Annotated in this window: 5 protein-coding genes, 4 tRNA genes and 6 rRNA genes; 3 read left to right on the forward strand and 12 right to left on the reverse strand. The window is 51.6% G+C overall.

Translation table 11 applies throughout. The features are described 5' to 3' along the window. Positions 1 to 5 precede the first annotated feature (5 nt). Genes PTW35_RS15215 through PTW35_RS15225 form a run of 3 tightly spaced genes read left to right on the forward strand, consistent with a single transcriptional unit; the run spans position 6 to position 5,852 of the window. On the forward strand, positions 6 to 1,937 hold the full coding sequence (locus tag PTW35_RS15215) for a beta-N-acetylhexosaminidase (protein ID WP_281025712.1): 1,932 nt from the start codon (positions 6 to 8) through the stop codon (positions 1,935 to 1,937). A gap of 39 nt (positions 1,938 to 1,976) precedes the next feature. Then, complete coding sequence (locus PTW35_RS15220) at positions 1,977 to 4,382, forward strand: N,N'-diacetylchitobiose phosphorylase (protein WP_281025713.1); 2,406 nt, start codon at positions 1,977 to 1,979, stop codon at positions 4,380 to 4,382. A gap of 57 nt (positions 4,383 to 4,439) precedes the next feature. Beyond that, positions 4,440 to 5,852 carry a phosphoglucomutase/phosphomannomutase family protein gene (locus PTW35_RS15225; RefSeq protein ID WP_281025714.1) on the forward strand — a complete coding sequence of 471 codons (1,413 nt, stop codon included), beginning with the start codon at positions 4,440 to 4,442 and terminating at the stop codon, positions 5,850 to 5,852. A 725-nt stretch (positions 5,853 to 6,577) separates the two neighbouring features. Here the strand turns inward: PTW35_RS15225 and PTW35_RS15230 are convergent. The 12 genes from PTW35_RS15230 to PTW35_RS15285 all read right to left on the reverse strand — a co-directional run bounded on the left by PTW35_RS15230 (position 6,578) and on the right by PTW35_RS15285 (position 19,508). After that, a tRNA-Asp gene (locus PTW35_RS15230) sits at positions 6,578 to 6,654 on the reverse strand. A gap of 42 nt (positions 6,655 to 6,696) precedes the next feature. After that, positions 6,697 to 6,812: ribosomal RNA gene (gene rrf / locus PTW35_RS15235) — 5S ribosomal RNA — on the reverse strand. 84 nt (positions 6,813 to 6,896) lie between these two features. Further along, positions 6,897 to 9,783: ribosomal RNA gene (locus tag PTW35_RS15240) — 23S ribosomal RNA — on the reverse strand. 314 nt (positions 9,784 to 10,097) lie between these two features. Beyond that, positions 10,098 to 10,173: transfer RNA gene (locus PTW35_RS15245), tRNA-Val, on the reverse strand. A gap of 30 nt (positions 10,174 to 10,203) precedes the next feature. Then, positions 10,204 to 10,279: transfer RNA gene (locus PTW35_RS15250), tRNA-Lys, on the reverse strand. A gap of 1 nt (position 10,280) precedes the next feature. Beyond that, positions 10,281 to 10,356: transfer RNA gene (locus tag PTW35_RS15255), tRNA-Glu, on the reverse strand. Between the two features lie 176 nt (positions 10,357 to 10,532). After that, positions 10,533 to 12,084, reverse strand: a 16S ribosomal RNA gene (locus PTW35_RS15260). Between the two features lie 334 nt (positions 12,085 to 12,418). After that, positions 12,419 to 12,534 (reverse strand): 5S ribosomal RNA (rrf, locus tag PTW35_RS15265). A gap of 84 nt (positions 12,535 to 12,618) precedes the next feature. Further along, positions 12,619 to 15,505: ribosomal RNA gene (locus PTW35_RS15270) — 23S ribosomal RNA — on the reverse strand. Between the two features lie 345 nt (positions 15,506 to 15,850). After that, a 16S ribosomal RNA gene (locus PTW35_RS15275) occupies positions 15,851 to 17,402 on the reverse strand. The 16S, 23S and 5S rRNA genes sit together here with 4 tRNA genes alongside, the layout of an rRNA operon. A 369-nt stretch (positions 17,403 to 17,771) precedes the next feature. After that, positions 17,772 to 17,981 (reverse strand): hypothetical protein, encoded by a 210-nt coding sequence (locus PTW35_RS15280; protein ID WP_281025715.1) that lies wholly within the window; start codon positions 17,979 to 17,981, stop codon positions 17,772 to 17,774. Positions 17,982 to 18,074: 93 nt separating this feature from the next. Next, on the reverse strand, positions 18,075 to 19,508 hold the full coding sequence (locus PTW35_RS15285; RefSeq protein WP_281025716.1) for a PLP-dependent aminotransferase family protein: 1,434 nt from the start codon (positions 19,506 to 19,508) through the stop codon (positions 18,075 to 18,077). Positions 19,509 to 19,567 lie beyond the last annotated feature (59 nt).

Genomic DNA, 19,567 nt, shown 5'->3' on the forward strand with positions numbered 1-19,567 from the left:
TAGCTATGAGCTTTCGTCTCGATTTTGTCGTCATCGACCAGCAGCCGGATCAATCCCGGCTCGCGCTGACGCTTCACAACTTGTCAGACCGGCCGCTGTGTCTGTGGTCACTGCATTTCACACTGGGGCGTTGGATCAACCATACCAGCTTGACCCATGGCCAGCTTGAACAGGTAGGAAGCTACTGCACCTTAACCCCTGGCCGTGATGAAGTGCTAAAGCCCAATGACCACTTCTACACCGAGTTCACCATAGGGACCAAGCCGTTTACGCTACTGGATGATGGAATCATTGACGCTTTCATCTGCAGTGAGGGCCAAACGCCATTAATCACCCCTCAGCCGGTAGAAATCACCGCCTTTGGCTTGCAGCAGCCGAACCGCAACCGTCACAGTACGCCGCTTGAACCGGCCGCGGCAATCAGTCTCGTCCCTGCACCGCAACAGCTAAAAGCCCTGGTCGGAAAGTTTACATTCACTCCCCACTCGGCCATCTCACTGGGTACCCCTCTGGCTGAAGGTTGCTGCCGCTGGTTGCAGGCCGAGCTCGAGCGCCAACTTAACGAGCCGATCGACGTCCAGCCGCAAGGCAATATTCACTACCAATACCGGGGGCAGTTGGCTGAGGGCGCATATCAGCTGCTGGTGGAACAAGATGATATCTGGTTGCTGGCCAGCTCTGAAGCCGGCTTCTGTTATGCCACCTCATCCTTGCTGCAGCTGTTTCCCCCGCAACCCAATCACCGGGCAGAAGCGGCCCGTCGCCTACCCATGGTGGAGATCAGCGATGCACCGCACTTTGGCCACCGCGGCATGATGCTGGACTGTGCCCGCCACTTCCATCCGGTGGCGCGGATCAAGTTCTTGCTCGACCAGCTGGCACGATACAAGTTCAACGTTTTCCACTGGCACCTCACCGATGACGAAGGCTGGCGCGTAGAGATAGATGCCTACCCGGAACTGACTCGCATTGGTGCCTGGCGTGGCCCCAACGAGCCAATCCAACCGCAATTTACCACCATAAGCCACCGCTACGGCGGCTATTACACCAAGCAGGATATCCGTGACATCATCGACTATGCCGCGGATCGCGGGATCATGGTGATCCCGGAGATTGATATCCCGGGACATTGTCGTGCGGCAATAAAATCACTACCCGAATTACTTGTGGATCCTCAGGACCGCTCTGTTTACCGAAGTATTCAGGGGTACAACGACAACATCTTGTCGCCTGCATTGCAGGGGACTTATACCTTCCTCACCAAGGTACTCGATGAAATCTGCGAGCTTTTCCCCGCGCCTTATGTCCATATCGGAGCCGATGAAGTCCCGACAGGAGTTTGGACCGATAGCCCTGCCTGCCAGGCTTTGATGGACGAACATGGCTACGCCGAACCCATGGAGCTTCAGGGCCACCTCTTGCGCTTTGCCGAGCATCATCTCAACAGCAAAGGCAAGCGCATGATGGGCTGGGAAGAAGCGACCCACGGCGACAAGGTCAGCAAGGACACCATTATTTTCTCCTGGTTGAACGAGCAAGCCGGACTCTCCGCAGCCCAAGCGGGGTATGAAGTTGTGATGCAACCCGGCCAAAGTACTTACCTCGATATGGCCCAAGGCGACTCTGCCGACGAGGCGGGGGTCGACTGGGCAGGCAAGCTTGTCCTGGAGCAGGTATACCAATACCAGCCCCTTGCCGATTTGCCGACCTCAGATCCCGCCCACCAACGTATCAGAGGCATCCAGTGCGCCCTCTGGTGCGAGCTGATCAATAGCCAGAGCCGATTCGAGTACATGATCTACCCACGCTTGCTGGCCATCGCCGAGATCGGCTGGACAGCCCCGGAAAAACGCAGCTGGCCAGATTTCACCGCCCGCCTAGCCGGCCAGTTTGCTTATTTAGACAAAGTAGGCATCAATTACCGTCGCTGCGAGTAAGGCGCAGGACAACGATTACAATAAAAGGATTGAAACACCATGAAATACGGTTTTTTTGATAACGACAATAGAGAGTATGTGATCACTCGTCCTGACGTCCCCGCGCCTTGGACCAACTACTTGGGAACAGAAAAATTCTGTACCGTTATCTCGCACAACGCGGGAGGGTACTCTTTCTATAACTCACCAGAGTACAACCGGGTGACCAAATTCCGCCCGAACGCGACCTTCGACCGCCCTGGCCACTATGTCTACCTGCGCGACGACGAAACAGGCGACTACTGGTCTATTTCATGGCAGCCTGTGGCCAAAAGCCTAGATGAAGCCAACTACGAAATCCGCCATGGCTTGTCATACTCCAAGTTCAAGTGTGAATACAGTGGTATCACCGCGACCAAAACCCTTTTTGTTCCCAAAGGTGAAGATGCCGAAGTGTGGGATGTGGTTATCAAAAACACCACCGATAAGCCACGTACCATCAGTGCCTTCTCATTTGTTGAGTTCTCGTTCAGTCATATTCAGTCTGATAACCAAAACCACCAGATGTCACTGTACTCTGCCGGTACGGAGTACAACGATGGCGTGATCGAATACGATCTCTACTACAACACTAATGACTTTGAAGGCTTCTACTTCCTGGCCTCAACGTTCTCGCCTGACAGTTACGATGGCCAGCGTGACAGCTTCCTCGGCCTGTACCGTGACGAAGCCAACCCGATTGCCGTTGAAAAAGGCCAGTGTTCAAACTCAGCCCAGACCTGTTACAACCATTGTGGCTCTCTGCACAAGCAGTTCACCATTCAACCGGGTGAAGAAGTCCGCTTTGCTTACATCCTCGGTATCGGCAAGGGCAATGGCGAACGCTTGAGGGCCAAATACCAGAACCCTGAGGAAATCGATGCGGCCTTCGCAGGGATCAAAGCCCACTGGGATGAGCGTTGCGCCAAATTCCAAGTCAAGTCACCCAATGAAGGGCTCGACACCATGATCAATGCCTGGACCCTGTATCAGGCCGAAACCTGTGTGGTCTGGTCCCGTTTTGCCTCCTTCATCGAAGTCGGCGGACGCACCGGGCTGGGCTATCGCGATACCGCCCAAGATGCCATTTCCGTGCCGCACTCCAACGCCACCATGACCCGCAAGCGCCTAGTCGATCTATTGCGCGGCCAGGTTAAAGCTGGCTATGGCCTTCACCTGTTCGATCCCGACTGGTTTGATCCGGAGAAAGCCGATGTCAAACCCTCCAAGTCGCCAACGGTTGTCCCAACCCCGAGCGACGAAGATAAGATCCACGGTATCGAAGATACCTGCTCGGACGATCACCTCTGGCTGATCCCGACTATCTGTAAGTACGTGATGGAAACCGGCGAAGAGCACTTCTTTGATGAAGTGATCACCTATGCCGACGGCGGCGATGCGACCGTTTACGAGCACATGAAAGCAGCGCTGAACTTCTCTGCTGAATATGTGGGGCAAACGGGGATCTGTAAGGGCTTGCGTGCCGACTGGAATGACTGCTTGAACCTTGGCGGGGGCGAGTCAGCCATGGTGTCCTTCCTTCACTTCTGGGCACTACAGGAATTCATCGAACTGGCCAAGTATCTTGGCAATAGCGAGGATGTGGCCAAATATACAGAAATGGCAGCCAATGTCCGAGAAGCCTGTGAAAAACACCTGTGGGACGAGGAAGGCGGCTGGTATATCCGAGGCCTCACCAAAAACGGTGACAAGATCGGTACCGCCCAGCAAACAGAGGGGCGCATCCACCTTGAATCCAACACCCTTGCGGTTCTGTCAGGCCTGGCATCCCAAGAGCGCGGCGAGCAAGCCATGGATGCCGTCGACGAAAACCTATTCTCGGAATACGGCTTGCACCTGAATGCCCCATCGTTTGCCACACCAAATGATGACATCGGCTTTGTTACCCGCGTTTACCAGGGAGTAAAAGAGAATGGCGCCATCTTCTCCCACCCCAATCCTTGGGCCTGGGTAGCGGAAGCCAAGCTCGGCCGAGGCGATCAGGCAATGAAGTTCTACGATGCCCTGAACCCTTACAACCAAAATGACATCATCGAAAAACGCATTGCCGAACCTTATTCGTACGTTCAGTTCATCATGGGACGCGACCATCAAGACCATGGCCGAGCTAACCACCCATGGCTGACAGGTACCTCTGGCTGGGCCTATTTTGCTGTCACCAACTTCATTTTGGGCGTACAGACTGGTTTTGCGGGTCTGACGGTAAACCCTTGTATTCCGACCCATTGGCCGGGCTTTGAGGTCACTCGTCAGTGGCGCGGTGCAACATATCAGATAACAGTGGAAAACCCGAACGGCGTCAGCAAAGGCATTCGTTCAATTAACCTCAATGGCGAATTGATTGAAGGGGCCATTCCGGTGCAGCCAGCTGGCAGCACCAATACCGTGACCGTTGTTATGGGCTAACACATCTTGGGGCGCCAGTTGCGCCCCGTCTATCTACGAGAGAATAGGAGTTCCACTATGATCCAATTTGGAACCGGAGGCTGGCGAGCACTTATCGGTGAAGAGTTCACCAAAGACAATGTGCGCTTGGCTGCCCAGGGGTTAGCAAATATCATGATCGCCGAGCAGGTTACTGATAACGGGTTTGTTATCGGGTATGACCGCCGTTTTCTGTCAGACAAAGCAGCGGCCTGGTTTGCCGAAGTACTGGCCGCAAACGGGATCAAAGTCAGCTTTATCAATAAGTTTGTTCCCACTCCGATTGTTATGTTCCAGGCCAAGGAAACCGGGGCTACATACTCGGCCTGTATCACCGCCTCGCATAACCCTGCCGACTACAACGGTATCAAAGTCTTCATCGAAGGGGGCCGAGATGCTGATGAAGTGATTACGGCTAAAATTGAACAGCAGGTCGCGACACTCACAGCCAAAGACGTCAAGTCAGTCGACTTCGAGCAAGCGCTTGAGGACAAGCTGATTACCTTGATCAACCCGATGAATGACTTTGTCGACTCCATCATTAACTTCATCGATATTGAAGCGATCAAAAAAGCCAACTTGCGAGTACTGATTGATCCTATGTTCGGGGTCGCCAAAAACGCCCTGCAAACCGTGCTGATCACGGGACGATGTGATGTTGATGTGATCAACGATGGCCAAAATCCTGCATTTGGCGGCTTGATGCCTTCACCGAGTGCGGCAACACTGTACCGCCTGAAACACCTTGTCGCCCACGAGGGCTACGACATCGGTATCGGCACCGATGGTGATGCCGATCGTCTCGGGATCATCGATGAGAAAGGCCACTTCATTCACCCCAATGAAGTCTTGATGTTGCTCTATTACTACCTGCTTGAGTATAAGGGCTGGAAAGGCTCGGTTGTGCGCAATATTGCCACAACGCACCTACTGGATAAAATTGCGGCAGACCATAGCGAAAAGAGCTTCGAAGTCCCTGTCGGCTTCAAGCACATCAGCTCACAAATGGAGGCCGATGACTCCCTCATTGGTGGTGAAAGCTCGGGCGGCCTGACCATACGTGGCCATATCAAAGGTAAAGATGGAGTATTCGCTTCCAGCTTGCTGGTCGAAATGATCAGCGTCACCGGCAAGAAACTGTCGGAAATGCTCGATGAAATCTACAGCAAATATGGCTATGCCTATACCGCCGAAGGTGACTGTACCTTCCGCCCAGCCGAGCGCCAGCATCTCTACGACCGAATTTACATCAACAAAGAGTTGCCTGAGTTTGAATGGGAGGTCGAGCGAGTCAGCTATGCCGACGGTGCCAAGGTCTACTTCAAGAACGGGGGCTGGGCATTGGCCCGTTTCTCGGGCACGGAACCACTTTTACGACTGTTCGCTGAGATGGAGAACCAAGAACAGGCAGAAAAGGTTGTGAGTCAATTGAAGACTTTCCTCAACCTTTAACGCTTCCCCCTTTCTCAACACTAGCCATACCACTGCCTTGGCTGGTGTTGGGGATACACGTTGAGTCCTATCGTAACACGCGCATAGCTGTTACATTTCGCAGGCTTTAGCCTTGGCGGCAAGGGTAGCTTAGCTACCCTTTTTCTTTATCTAAACCTCGGACAATTGGCGATCCAACAAATATCTCTTTCAAACAGAAGGTGTCATTAAATAATGCTGCGAAAAGTTGGTATTTCGCACAAGGAGATACTCAGCTATTCCACGAGCTCAGGCTTCTCTATTCCGAAGATATTGCTTTATTGCCTGTAGCCTCAAGCCGATAGCATTGGTCGGAAACGTAAAAAATCCCAAGTATTTCTTCGGGAACGCCTCGTTGAGGCTTCTTAATAAGTGGCGGAACAGCCGGGCTGGCGCTCCAGCGGGACTCATTCGCCTGCAAGGCGAACATAACCGACAGATGTAAAAAACCCCAGCCTTTCGTCGGGGACGCCTAGTTTGAGGTTTCTTAATAAGTGGCGGAGGGCCGGGCTTGCGCACAAGCGGGACTCATTCGCCTGCAAGGCGAACATATCCGACAGACGTAAAAAAGCCCCGTCTTTCGACGAGGCTTCTTAATAAGTGGCGGAGGGCCGGGCTGGCGCTCCAGCGGGACTCATTCGCCTGCAAGGCGAACTTATCCGACAGACGTAAAAAAGCCCCGTCTTTCGACGAGGCTTCTTAATAAGTGGCGGAGCGGACGGGACTCGAACCCGCGACCCCCGGCGTGACAGGCCGGTATTCTAACCAACTGAACTACCGCTCCACTCAAATCACCGTGTGTTCAGCACGATAATCTAAATTGGAAGCCTGGCGATGTCCTACTCTCACATGGGGAGGCCCCACACTACCATCGGCGCTATTACGTTTCACTGCTGAGTTCGGCATGGGATCAGGTGGGTCCATAATGCTATGGTCGCCAAGCAAAATTCTTACAATCTCGAAAGCTGATGTTCTCGCACTACATTCAAGTGCTCATGGAGTCCGTTAAAACCCCTTGGGTGTTGTATGGTTAAGCCTCACGGGCAATTAGTACAGGTTAGCTCAACGCCTCACAACGCTTACACACCCTGCCTATCTACGTCGTAGTCTCCAACAACCCTTCAGGAACCTTATAGGTTCAGGGATGACTCATCTTGAGGCTCGCTTCCCGCTTAGATGCTTTCAGCGGTTATCGATTCCGAACTTAGCTACCGGGCAATGCGTCTGGCGACACAACCCGAACACCAGAGGTTCGTCCACTCCGGTCCTCTCGTACTAGGAGCAGCCCCTCTCAATCATCCAACGCCCACGGCAGATAGGGACCGAACTGTCTCACGACGTTCTAAACCCAGCTCGCGTACCACTTTAAATGGCGAACAGCCATACCCTTGGGACCGACTTCAGCCCCAGGATGTGATGAGCCGACATCGAGGTGCCAAACACCGCCGTCGATATGAACTCTTGGGCGGTATCAGCCTGTTATCCCCGGAGTACCTTTTATCCGTTGAGCGATGGCCCTTCCATACAGAACCACCGGATCACTATGACCTGCTTTCGCACCTGCTCGAACCGTCATTCTCGCAGTCAAGCGGGCTTATGCCATTGCACTAACCTCACGATGTCCGACCGTGATTAGCCCACCTTCGTGCTCCTCCGTTACGCTTTGGGAGGAGACCGCCCCAGTCAAACTACCCACCAGGCACTGTCCGCACCCCGGATAACGGGGCGACGTTAGAACATCAACACTACAAGGGTGGTATTTCAAGGACGGCTCCACCAACACTGGCGTGCTGGTTTCAAAGCCTCCCACCTATCCTACACATGTAGGGTCAATGTTCAGTGCCAAGCTGTAGTAAAGGTTCACGGGGTCTTTCCGTCTAGCCGCGGGTACGCAGCATCTTCACTGCGATTTCAATTTCACTGAGTCTCGGGTGGAGACAGCGTGGCCATCATTACGCCATTCGTGCAGGTCGGAACTTACCCGACAAGGAATTTCGCTACCTTAGGACCGTTATAGTTACGGCCGCCGTTTACCGGGGCTTCGATCAAGAGCTTCGACCGAAGTCTAACCCCATCAATTAACCTTCCGGCACCGGGCAGGCGTCACACCGTATACGTCATCTTTCGATTTTGCACAGTGCTGTGTTTTTAATAAACAGTTGCAGCCACCTGGTATCTGCGACTGCCAGCAGCTCCAAGAGCAAGTCTCTTCACCGCCGGCAGCGTACCTTCTCCCGAAGTTACGGTACCATTTTGCCTAGTTCCTTCACCCGAGTTCTCTCAAGCGCCTTGGTATTCTCTACCCGACCACCTGTGTCGGTTTGGGGTACGATTCCTTACTATCTGAAGCTTAGAGGCTTTTCCCGGAAGCATGGCATCAATGACTTCACCGCCGTAGCGGCTCGACATCGGGTCTCAGCCTTAAGTAATCCCGGATTTGCCTAAGATTACAGCCTACACCCTTGAACCTGGACAACCGTCGCCAGGCCCACCTAGCCTTCTCCGTCCCCCCATCGCAATAGTAAGAAGTACGGGAATATTAACCCGTTTCCCATCGACTACGCCTTTCGGCCTCGCCTTAGGGGTCGACTCACCCTGCCCCGATTAACGTTGGACAGGAACCCTTGGTCTTCCGGCGAGGGAGTTTTTCACTCCCTTTATCGTTACTCATGTCAGCATTCGCACTTCTGATACGTCCAGCACACCTTACGATGCACCTTCAACCGCTTACAGAACGCTCCCCTACCCAATACATAAAATGCATTGCCGCAGCTTCGGTGTATAGCTTAGCCCCGTTAAATCTTCCGCGCAGGCCGACTCGACCAGTGAGCTATTACGCTTTCTTTAAATGATGGCTGCTTCTAAGCCAACATCCTGGCTGTCTGAGCCTTCCCACATCGTTTCCCACTTAGCTATAACTTTGGGACCTTAGCTGGCGGTCTGGGTTGTTTCCCTCTCCACGACGGACGTTAGCACCCGCCGTGTGTCTCCCGGATAGTACTTACTGGTATTCGGAGTTTGCAAAGGGTTGGTAAGTCGGGATGACCCCCTAGCCTTAACAGTGCTCTACCCCCAGTAGTATTCGTCCGAGGCGCTACCTAAATAGCTTTCGGGGAGAACCAGCTATCTCCAGGTTTGATTGGCCTTTCACCCCTAGCCACAAGTCATCCGCTAATTTTTCAACATTAGTCGGTTCGGTCCTCCAGTAAGTGTTACCTCACCTTCAACCTGCCCATGGCTAGATCACCTGGTTTCGGGTCTAATCCTAGCAACTGTACGCCCAGTTAAGACTCGGTTTCCCTACGGCTCCCCTAATCGGTTAACCTTGCTACTAAAATTAAGTCGCTGACCCATTATACAAAAGGTACGCAGTCACCCCGAAGGGCTCCTACTGCTTGTACGTACACGGTTTCAGGTTCTATTTCACTCCCCTCACAGGGGTTCTTTTCGCCTTTCCCTCACGGTACTGGTTCACTATCGGTCAGTCAGGAGTATTTAGCCTTGGAGGATGGTCCCCCCATCTTCAGACAAGATAACACGTGTCCCGTCCTACTCGTTTTCACTGATAATGCGCTACCGGTTACGGGGCTATCACCCTGTATCGCTGTGCTTTCCAGCACATTCACCTGACGCAAAACTAGCTTAAGGGCTAATCCGGGTTCGCTCGCCGCTACTGCCGGAATCTCGGTTGATTTCTCTTCCTCGGGGTACTTAGATGTTTCAGTTCCCCCGGTTCGCCTCGCAACGCTATGTATTCACGTTACGATAACTGCTTATGCAGCTGGGTTTCCCCATTCGGAAATCCAAGAGTATAGTGATTCTTACCATCTTCTCTTGGCTTATCGCAGGTTAGCACGTCCTTCATCGCCTCTGACTGCCCAGGCATCCACCGTGTACGCTTAGTCACTTAACCATACAACCCCAAGAGGTCTTTCGTATGGCTCAACAACCAAGGTTGTTCATCTGAGTTGTGATGAACTGTGTTTCGCCGGACTCTTACACAAGACACTTGAATGTGTGTTGCTTGAGAACTCGTTCTATCTTTCGATAGAACTATTAGTATTGAATTTTAAAAATTCAATTTACTAGTCAGCTTTCCAGATTGTTAAAGAGCATGTGTTTATCGTTAGATAACCACTTTCTAATGATTTTCGGCGGCAAAAAAGCGGACCCAACAAAGTTAACCTTCATTGAATCTGCGTATCCGTGCAGAAAATGATTAGAGAGTGGTGGGCGATACCGGGCTCGAACCAGTGACCCCCTCCTTGTAAGGGAGGTGCTCTCCCAACTGAGCTAATCGCCCTCCGATGTTTTACATCTTCAAAGGAGAAGATGGTGGGTCGTGCAGGATTCGAACCTGCGACCAATTGATTAAAAGTCAACTGCTCTACCAACTGAGCTAACGACCCGTGGCGTCCCATAGGGGAGTCGAACCCCTGTTACCGCCGTGAAAGGGCGGTGTCCTAGGCCTCTAGACGAATGGGACACAAAGTTTGTCAGCGAAATACATTTCGCTAACTTTGTGTAAGCGGAGTGACGAGCTTGCGAGAAGCGACATCATACCGGAACACAAGTTTTTTTCAGGTTTGGGTACCTGAACATGTTCTCTACTTTTCGACCAAGCAATCTGTGTGGACACTGCGTAAAACGCAGTCATATCGTTAAGGAGGTGATCCAGCCCCAGGTTCCCCTAGGGCTACCTTGTTACGACTTCACCCCAGTCATGAACCACACCGTGGTAAACGCCCTCCCGAAGGTTAAGCTATCTACTTCTGGTGCAGCCCACTCCCATGGTGTGACGGGCGGTGTGTACAAGGCCCGGGAACGTATTCACCGTGGCATTCTGATCCACGATTACTAGCGATTCCGACTTCATGGAGTCGAGTTGCAGACTCCAATCCGGACTACGACGTACTTTCTGGGATTCGCTCACTCTCGCAAGTTGGCAGCCCTCTGTATACGCCATTGTAGCACGTGTGTAGCCCTACTCGTAAGGGCCATGATGACTTGACGTCGTCCCCACCTTCCTCCGGTTTATCACCGGCAGTCTCCCTGGAGTTCCCACCCGAAGTGCTGGCAAACAAGGATAAGGGTTGCGCTCGTTGCGGGACTTAACCCAACATTTCACAACACGAGCTGACGACAGCCATGCAGCACCTGTCTCAGAGTTCCCGAAGGCACCAATCCATCTCTGGAAAGTTCTCTGGATGTCAAGAGTAGGTAAGGTTCTTCGCGTTGCATCGAATTAAACCACATGCTCCACCGCTTGTGCGGGCCCCCGTCAATTCATTTGAGTTTTAATCTTGCGACCGTACTCCCCAGGCGGTCTACTTAACGCGTTAGCTCCGAAAGCCAGTGTTCAAGACACCAACCTCCAAGTAGACATCGTTTACGGCGTGGACTACCAGGGTATCTAATCCTGTTTGCTCCCCACGCTTTCGCATCTGAGCGTCAGTCTTTGTCCAGGGGGCCGCCTTCGCCACCGGTATTCCTTCAGATCTCTACGCATTTCACCGCTACACCTGAAATTCTACCCCCCTCTACAAGACTCTAGCCTGACAGTTCCAAATGCTATTCCGAGGTTGAGCCCCGGGCTTTCACATCTGGCTTAACAAGCCGCCTGCATGCGCTTTACGCCCAGTAATTCCGATTAACGCTCGCACCCTCCGTATTACCGCGGCTGCTGGCACGGAGTTAGCCGGTGCTTCTTCTGTTGCTAACGTCAAACACTGCCGCTATTAACGACAATGCCTTCCTCACAACTGAAAGTGCTTTACAACCCGAAGGCCTTCTTCACACACGCGGCATGGCTGCATCAGGGTTTCCCCCATTGTGCAATATTCCCCACTGCTGCCTCCCGTAGGAGTCTGGACCGTGTCTCAGTTCCAGTGTGGCTGATCATCCTCTCAGACCAGCTAGAGATCGTCGCCTTGGTGAGCTCTTACCTCACCAACTAGCTAATCTCACCTGGGCTAATCCTGACGCGAGAGGCCCGAAGGTCCCCCTCTTTGCTCCGAAGAGATTATGCGGTATTAGCCATCGTTTCCAATGGTTATCCCCCACATCAGGGCATATTCCCAGGCATTACTCACCCGTCCGCCGCTCGCCGCCCATAACGTCCCCCGAAGGTTCAGTCATGTCGCTGCCGCTCGACTTGCATGTGTTAGGCCTGCCGCCAGCGTTCAATCTGAGCCATGATCAAACTCTTCAATTAAAGTTTTGGCTCAATGAATACTGTTAATCCATTACCGAAGTAATGAATGAATTGACTGTGCCGAATCTTGCGATTCGATTTGGTCACTCAGTTTCATTGATAATTCTTTTTGACTATCATTTCACGAGTGCCCACACAGATTGCATGGTCAAATTGTTAAAGAACATATTGCCTTTCAGTGCCTTAGCACTTAAGCAGGACGCGTATAATACGCTACTCACTTTGAAAGTCAACATAAAACTCTAAGAAAACTTAAAGCTCTATGGTGACTTGCTTACGTTGTAAGCAAGTGCCCTATTTGTCTTCACTTTTTAAAAGTGAAAATAAATTGGAAGCCTGGCGATGTCCTACTCTCACATGGGGAGGCCCCACACTACCATCGGCGCTATTACGTTTCACTGCTGAGTTCGGCATGGGATCAGGTGGGTCCATAATGCTATGGTCGCCAAGCAAAATTCTTACAATCTCGAAAGCTGATGTTCTCGCACTACATTCAAGTGCTCATGGAGTCCGTTAAAACCCCTTGGGTGTTGTATGGTTAAGCCTCACGGGCAATTAGTACAGGTTAGCTCAACGCCTCACAACGCTTACACACCCTGCCTATCTACGTCGTAGTCTCCAACAACCCTTCAGGAACCTTATAGGTTCAGGGATGACTCATCTTGAGGCTCGCTTCCCGCTTAGATGCTTTCAGCGGTTATCGATTCCGAACTTAGCTACCGGGCAATGCGTCTGGCGACACAACCCGAACACCAGAGGTTCGTCCACTCCGGTCCTCTCGTACTAGGAGCAGCCCCTCTCAATCATCCAACGCCCACGGCAGATAGGGACCGAACTGTCTCACGACGTTCTAAACCCAGCTCGCGTACCACTTTAAATGGCGAACAGCCATACCCTTGGGACCGACTTCAGCCCCAGGATGTGATGAGCCGACATCGAGGTGCCAAACACCGCCGTCGATATGAACTCTTGGGCGGTATCAGCCTGTTATCCCCGGAGTACCTTTTATCCGTTGAGCGATGGCCCTTCCATACAGAACCACCGGATCACTATGACCTGCTTTCGCACCTGCTCGAACCGTCATTCTCGCAGTCAAGCGGGCTTATGCCATTGCACTAACCTCACGATGTCCGACCGTGATTAGCCCACCTTCGTGCTCCTCCGTTACGCTTTGGGAGGAGACCGCCCCAGTCAAACTACCCACCAGGCACTGTCCGCACCCCGGATAACGGGGCGACGTTAGAACATCAACACTACAAGGGTGGTATTTCAAGGACGGCTCCACCAACACTGGCGTGCTGGTTTCAAAGCCTCCCACCTATCCTACACATGTAGGGTCAATGTTCAGTGCCAAGCTGTAGTAAAGGTTCACGGGGTCTTTCCGTCTAGCCGCGGGTACGCAGCATCTTCACTGCGATTTCAATTTCACTGAGTCTCGGGTGGAGACAGCGTGGCCATCATTACGCCATTCGTGCAGGTCGGAACTTACCCGACAAGGAATTTCGCTACCTTAGGACCGTTATAGTTACGGCCGCCGTTTACCGGGGCTTCGATCAAGAGCTTCGACCGAAGTCTAACCCCATCAATTAACCTTCCGGCACCGGGCAGGCGTCACACCGTATACGTCATCTTTCGATTTTGCACAGTGCTGTGTTTTTAATAAACAGTTGCAGCCACCTGGTATCTGCGACTGCCAGCAGCTCCAAGAGCAAGTCTCTTCACCGCCGGCAGCGTACCTTCTCCCGAAGTTACGGTACCATTTTGCCTAGTTCCTTCACCCGAGTTCTCTCAAGCGCCTTGGTATTCTCTACCCGACCACCTGTGTCGGTTTGGGGTACGATTCCTTACTATCTGAAGCTTAGAGGCTTTTCCCGGAAGCATGGCATCAATGACTTCAGCACCGTAGTGCCTCGACATCGGGTCTCAGCCTTAAGTAATCCCGGATTTGCCTAAGATTACAGCCTACACCCTTGAACCTGGACAACCGTCGCCAGGCCCACCTAGCCTTCTCCGTCCCCCCATCGCAATAGTAAGAAGTACGGGAATATTAACCCGTTTCCCATCGACTACGCCTTTCGGCCTCGCCTTAGGGGTCGACTCACCCTGCCCCGATTAACGTTGGACAGGAACCCTTGGTCTTCCGGCGAGGGAGTTTTTCACTCCCTTTATCGTTACTCATGTCAGCATTCGCACTTCTGATACGTCCAGCACACCTTACGATGCACCTTCAACCGCTTACAGAACGCTCCCCTACCCAATACATAAAATGCATTGCCGCAGCTTCGGTGTATAGCTTAGCCCCGTTAAATCTTCCGCGCAGGCCGACTCGACCAGTGAGCTATTACGCTTTCTTTAAATGATGGCTGCTTCTAAGCCAACATCCTGGCTGTCTGAGCCTTCCCACATCGTTTCCCACTTAGCTATAACTTTGGGACCTTAGCTGGCGGTCTGGGTTGTTTCCCTCTCCACGACGGACGTTAGCACCCGCCGTGTGTCTCCCGGATAGTACTTACTGGTATTCGGAGTTTGCAAAGGGTTGGTAAGTCGGGATGACCCCCTAGCCTTAACAGTGCTCTACCCCCAGTAGTATTCGTCCGAGGCGCTACCTAAATAGCTTTCGGGGAGAACCAGCTATCTCCAGGTTTGATTGGCCTTTCACCCCTAGCCACAAGTCATCCGCTAATTTTTCAACATTAGTCGGTTCGGTCCTCCAGTAAGTGTTACCTCACCTTCAACCTGCCCATGGCTAGATCACCTGGTTTCGGGTCTAATCCTAGCAACTGTACGCCCAGTTAAGACTCGGTTTCCCTACGGCTCCCCTAATCGGTTAACCTTGCTACTAAAATTAAGTCGCTGACCCATTATACAAAAGGTACGCAGTCACCCCGAAGGGCTCCTACTGCTTGTACGTACACGGTTTCAGGTTCTATTTCACTCCCCTCACAGGGGTTCTTTTCGCCTTTCCCTCACGGTACTGGTTCACTATCGGTCAGTCAGGAGTATTTAGCCTTGGAGGATGGTCCCCCCATCTTCAGACAAGATAACACGTGTCCCGTCCTACTCGTTTTCACTGATAATGCGCTACCGGTTACGGGGCTATCACCCTGTATCGCTGTGCTTTCCAGCACATTCACCTGACGCAAAACTAGCTTAAGGGCTAATCCGGGTTCGCTCGCCGCTACTGCCGGAATCTCGGTTGATTTCTCTTCCTCGGGGTACTTAGATGTTTCAGTTCCCCCGGTTCGCCTCGCAACGCTATGTATTCACGTTACGATAACTGCTTATGCAGCTGGGTTTCCCCATTCGGAAATCCAAGAGTATAGTGATTCTTACCATCTTCTCTTGGCTTATCGCAGGTTAGCACGTCCTTCATCGCCTCTGACTGCCCAGGCATCCACCGTGTACGCTTAGTCACTTAACCATACAACCCCAAGGGGTCTGTTCGTATGGCTCAACAACCAAGGTTGTTCATCTGAGTATGATGAACTGTGTTTCGCCGGACTCACTATTTGTCTTCACTTTAAAAAAGTGAAATCAAACATAACAAGACACTTGAATGTGTGTTGCTTGAGAACTCGTTCTTCATAAAGAAGAACAAAATAAATCAATCTATCGATTGAATTTACTAGTCAGCTTTCCAGATTGTTAAAGAGCATAACGCAAAAGCGTTAATCAATAACTGACGTTATTCATTAGCACTTTTGCTCATTCTAAAACCATTTCACCAAGCAATCTGTGTGGACACTGCGCAAACGCAGTCTATCGTTAAGGAGGTGATCCAGCCCCAGGTTCCCCTAGGGCTACCTTGTTACGACTTCACCCCAGTCATGAACCACACCGTGGTAAACGCCCTCCCGAAGGTTAAGCTATCTACTTCTGGTGCAGCCCACTCCCATGGTGTGACGGGCGGTGTGTACAAGGCCCGGGAACGTATTCACCGTGGCATTCTGATCCACGATTACTAGCGATTCCGACTTCATGGAGTCGAGTTGCAGACTCCAATCCGGACTACGACGTACTTTCTGGGATTCGCTCACTCTCGCAAGTTGGCAGCCCTCTGTATACGCCATTGTAGCACGTGTGTAGCCCTACTCGTAAGGGCCATGATGACTTGACGTCGTCCCCACCTTCCTCCGGTTTATCACCGGCAGTCTCCCTGGAGTTCCCACCCGAAGTGCTGGCAAACAAGGATAAGGGTTGCGCTCGTTGCGGGACTTAACCCAACATTTCACAACACGAGCTGACGACAGCCATGCAGCACCTGTCTCAGAGTTCCCGAAGGCACCAATCCATCTCTGGAAAGTTCTCTGGATGTCAAGAGTAGGTAAGGTTCTTCGCGTTGCATCGAATTAAACCACATGCTCCACCGCTTGTGCGGGCCCCCGTCAATTCATTTGAGTTTTAATCTTGCGACCGTACTCCCCAGGCGGTCTACTTAACGCGTTAGCTCCGAAAGCCAGTGCTCAAGACACCAACCTCCAAGTAGACATCGTTTACGGCGTGGACTACCAGGGTATCTAATCCTGTTTGCTCCCCACGCTTTCGCATCTGAGCGTCAGTCTTTGTCCAGGGGGCCGCCTTCGCCACCGGTATTCCTTCAGATCTCTACGCATTTCACCGCTACACCTGAAATTCTACCCCCCTCTACAAGACTCTAGCCTGACAGTTCCAAATGCTATTCCGAGGTTGAGCCCCGGGCTTTCACATCTGGCTTAACAAGCCGCCTGCATGCGCTTTACGCCCAGTAATTCCGATTAACGCTCGCACCCTCCGTATTACCGCGGCTGCTGGCACGGAGTTAGCCGGTGCTTCTTCTGTTGCTAACGTCAAACACTGCCGCTATTAACGACAACGCCTTCCTCACAACTGAAAGTGCTTTACAACCCGAAGGCCTTCTTCACACACGCGGCATGGCTGCATCAGGGTTTCCCCCATTGTGCAATATTCCCCACTGCTGCCTCCCGTAGGAGTCTGGACCGTGTCTCAGTTCCAGTGTGGCTGATCATCCTCTCAGACCAGCTAGAGATCGTCGCCTTGGTGAGCTCTTACCTCACCAACTAGCTAATCTCACCTGGGCTAATCCTGACGCGAGAGGCCCGAAGGTCCCCCTCTTTGCTCCGAAGAGATTATGCGGTATTAGCCATCGTTTCCAATGGTTATCCCCCACATCAGGGCATATTCCCAGGCATTACTCACCCGTCCGCCGCTCGCCGCCCATAACGTCCCCCGAAGGTTCAGTCATGTCGCTGCCGCTCGACTTGCATGTGTTAGGCCTGCCGCCAGCGTTCAATCTGAGCCATGATCAAACTCTTCAATTAAAGTTTTGGCTCAATGAATACTGTTAATCCATTACCGAAGTAATGAATGAATTGACTGTGCCGAATCTTGCGATTCGATTTGGTCACTCAGTTTCATTGATAATTCTTTTTGACTATCATTTCACGAGTGCCCACACAGATTGCATGGTCAAATTGTTAAAGAACAATACTGATTGGTTAGCGGCTTAAGTTGCCGTGCTCCGTGTCAGTGAGGTGGCATTATAGAGACTTCGATCACATTGGCAATAGCCAAAATGCAATTATTTCATTTAAATTAACCAAGCGCTCAATAAACAAGCAACAGCTCTGTTTTGCGCATAAAATCCCTACAAGCCACTCTGTTTGAGCTAAGGCTTTCCATAAGAAAACCTAGCTTTTCTGCTCCAATCGTAAGGTATAGCGTATTGCCCAAGCAGCAATAGCGAACAATAGAAAGGGAATCCCCGCGGCTGTATATTCAACCCAAGCATATTCAATTAGCTGTTTGGCCAAGATGAGATGACCAAAGACCAACAACAATGCACACGCTATTGCGACCCCTATCAATTTCAGCTCAACCCGATTGGCTTTCCTCTCCATACTGTTCTCCTTTATCTACGCAATAAATCAATATTGAACAGGAGTAAATAAGAAAGTAGGTAGCACAGTTAGCCTTAAAAACGGCTAAACAGTTTATTGCTTATGACTACTGAGCAATTGTGCTAAGGCTTTAAGCGCTTCGTAGTTCTGAGCGCTCAGTTCATAACTACTGTTGATACGTATGCAATGCCGGTATTGCTTGCCTGAGGAAAACAGTGTGCCCGGTGCAATACTGATGCGATAACGCTCAAGTAATAGAGTGAGTAACTCGGAGCTATCTAGATCAAACGGGAGCGCCACCCAAACAAAATAACCACCATCCGATTTAGTTACTGTCGTTCCGGCGGGAAACAATTGGTGTATTGCTTTTATCATCTGCTGCTGTCTCTTTACCAGAGTTCTACGTAATTGCCTCAGGTGACTGTCATACACCCCTTCTTTAATATAACTGGCAATAGCATGTTGATTTGGTACTGGCGCTGAAAGCGTCGACATAAACTGTAGTTCGGTAACTTGCTGGGTAAACCGTCCAGCCAACGCCCAACCGACACGAAAACCAGGGGCAAGGGATTTAGAAAACGAGGAGCAGTGGATCACCAGTCCTTCACTATCTATAGCCTTGAAACAAGGTGGCTTATGCGTACCGTAATAGAGTTCGCCATACACATCGTCTTCTATGATGGCAACGTTTCTCGCAGCAAGCAGATCATACACAGCACGTTGCTGCTTAGGAGCAAGACTCACTCCTGTTGGGTTCTGGAAATTACTCATCAACCAGCAAGCTTTTATCGGATAGCGCTCAAGACAGCTGTCCAGGGCTTTCGTGTCTAAACCTTTCGTGGGGCAAACAGGGATCTCTACGGCCTTGAGATGAAGCCTTTCAATAGTTTGCAAAGCACCATAAAAAGCAGGTGACTCAATAACGACCATATCACCAGGTTGTGTCACTGCCGCCAAGCCCAAACCGAGCGCTTCTGTCGCACCAGAGGTGATCACAACTTGCTCTGCACTAACATTAATACCAGCTTTGGCGTATCGCTGGCTGATAGCCCGGCGCAAAGACTCGCACCCTGGCGCTAAATCAGTAATGCCACTGTCGTATGGCATCGTTTTCACCGTGCGACTTAACAACCTGCCTAATGTCGGCATCGGAAACAAAGAAGGATCAGGAAACGCAGAGCCAAACGGGATCACATCCGGTTGCTTGATGGCCCTCATCACTTCAAAAACATGACGGTTAATGTTGATCGACTGGTTGACGACTTGTGGTTGCTGCGGTGGAGTGGGGAGAAGCTGGTTAAAATGCGGTGAGACAAAGTAACCACTTTTGGGCTTGGCATAGATCCAACCGTCGAGCTCTAGTTGCTCATAGGCTTTCATTACCGTCATTGGACTGATGGACTGCAACTGGCTCATCTTGCGAATCGACGGGATCCGCTCGCCCGGCAGCCAGACTTGCTGGTTAATCTGCTGCTTAATCAGCTCAATAACAATGATAGCCGGGCTTGGCTCTCTCCCTGATGGCATCGCCTATATTCCAGATCGTTGCAGTGAGGGTGCCACTATAGGCAATCTTTTATACAGAG

Source organism: Photobacterium sp. DA100 (genome assembly GCF_029223585.1).
Classification (GTDB): domain Bacteria; phylum Pseudomonadota; class Gammaproteobacteria; order Enterobacterales; family Vibrionaceae; genus Photobacterium.

Excerpts from the sequence above, each read along its gene's own strand:
- PTW35_RS15225 (WP_281025714.1), top strand. The coding sequence starts at position 4,440 with ATGATCCAATTTGGAACCGGAGGCTGGCGAGCACTTATCGGTGAAGAG.
- PTW35_RS15220 (WP_281025713.1), top strand. The coding sequence starts at position 1,977 with ATGAAATACGGTTTTTTTGATAACGACAATAGAGAGTATGTGATCACT.
- PTW35_RS15285 (WP_281025716.1), bottom strand. The coding sequence starts at position 19,508 with ATGCCATCAGGGAGAGAGCCAAGCCCGGCTATCATTGTTATTGAGCTG.
- PTW35_RS15215 (WP_281025712.1), top strand. The coding sequence starts at position 6 with ATGAGCTTTCGTCTCGATTTTGTCGTCATCGACCAGCAGCCGGATCAA.
- PTW35_RS15280 (WP_281025715.1), bottom strand. The coding sequence starts at position 17,981 with ATGGAGAGGAAAGCCAATCGGGTTGAGCTGAAATTGATAGGGGTCGCA.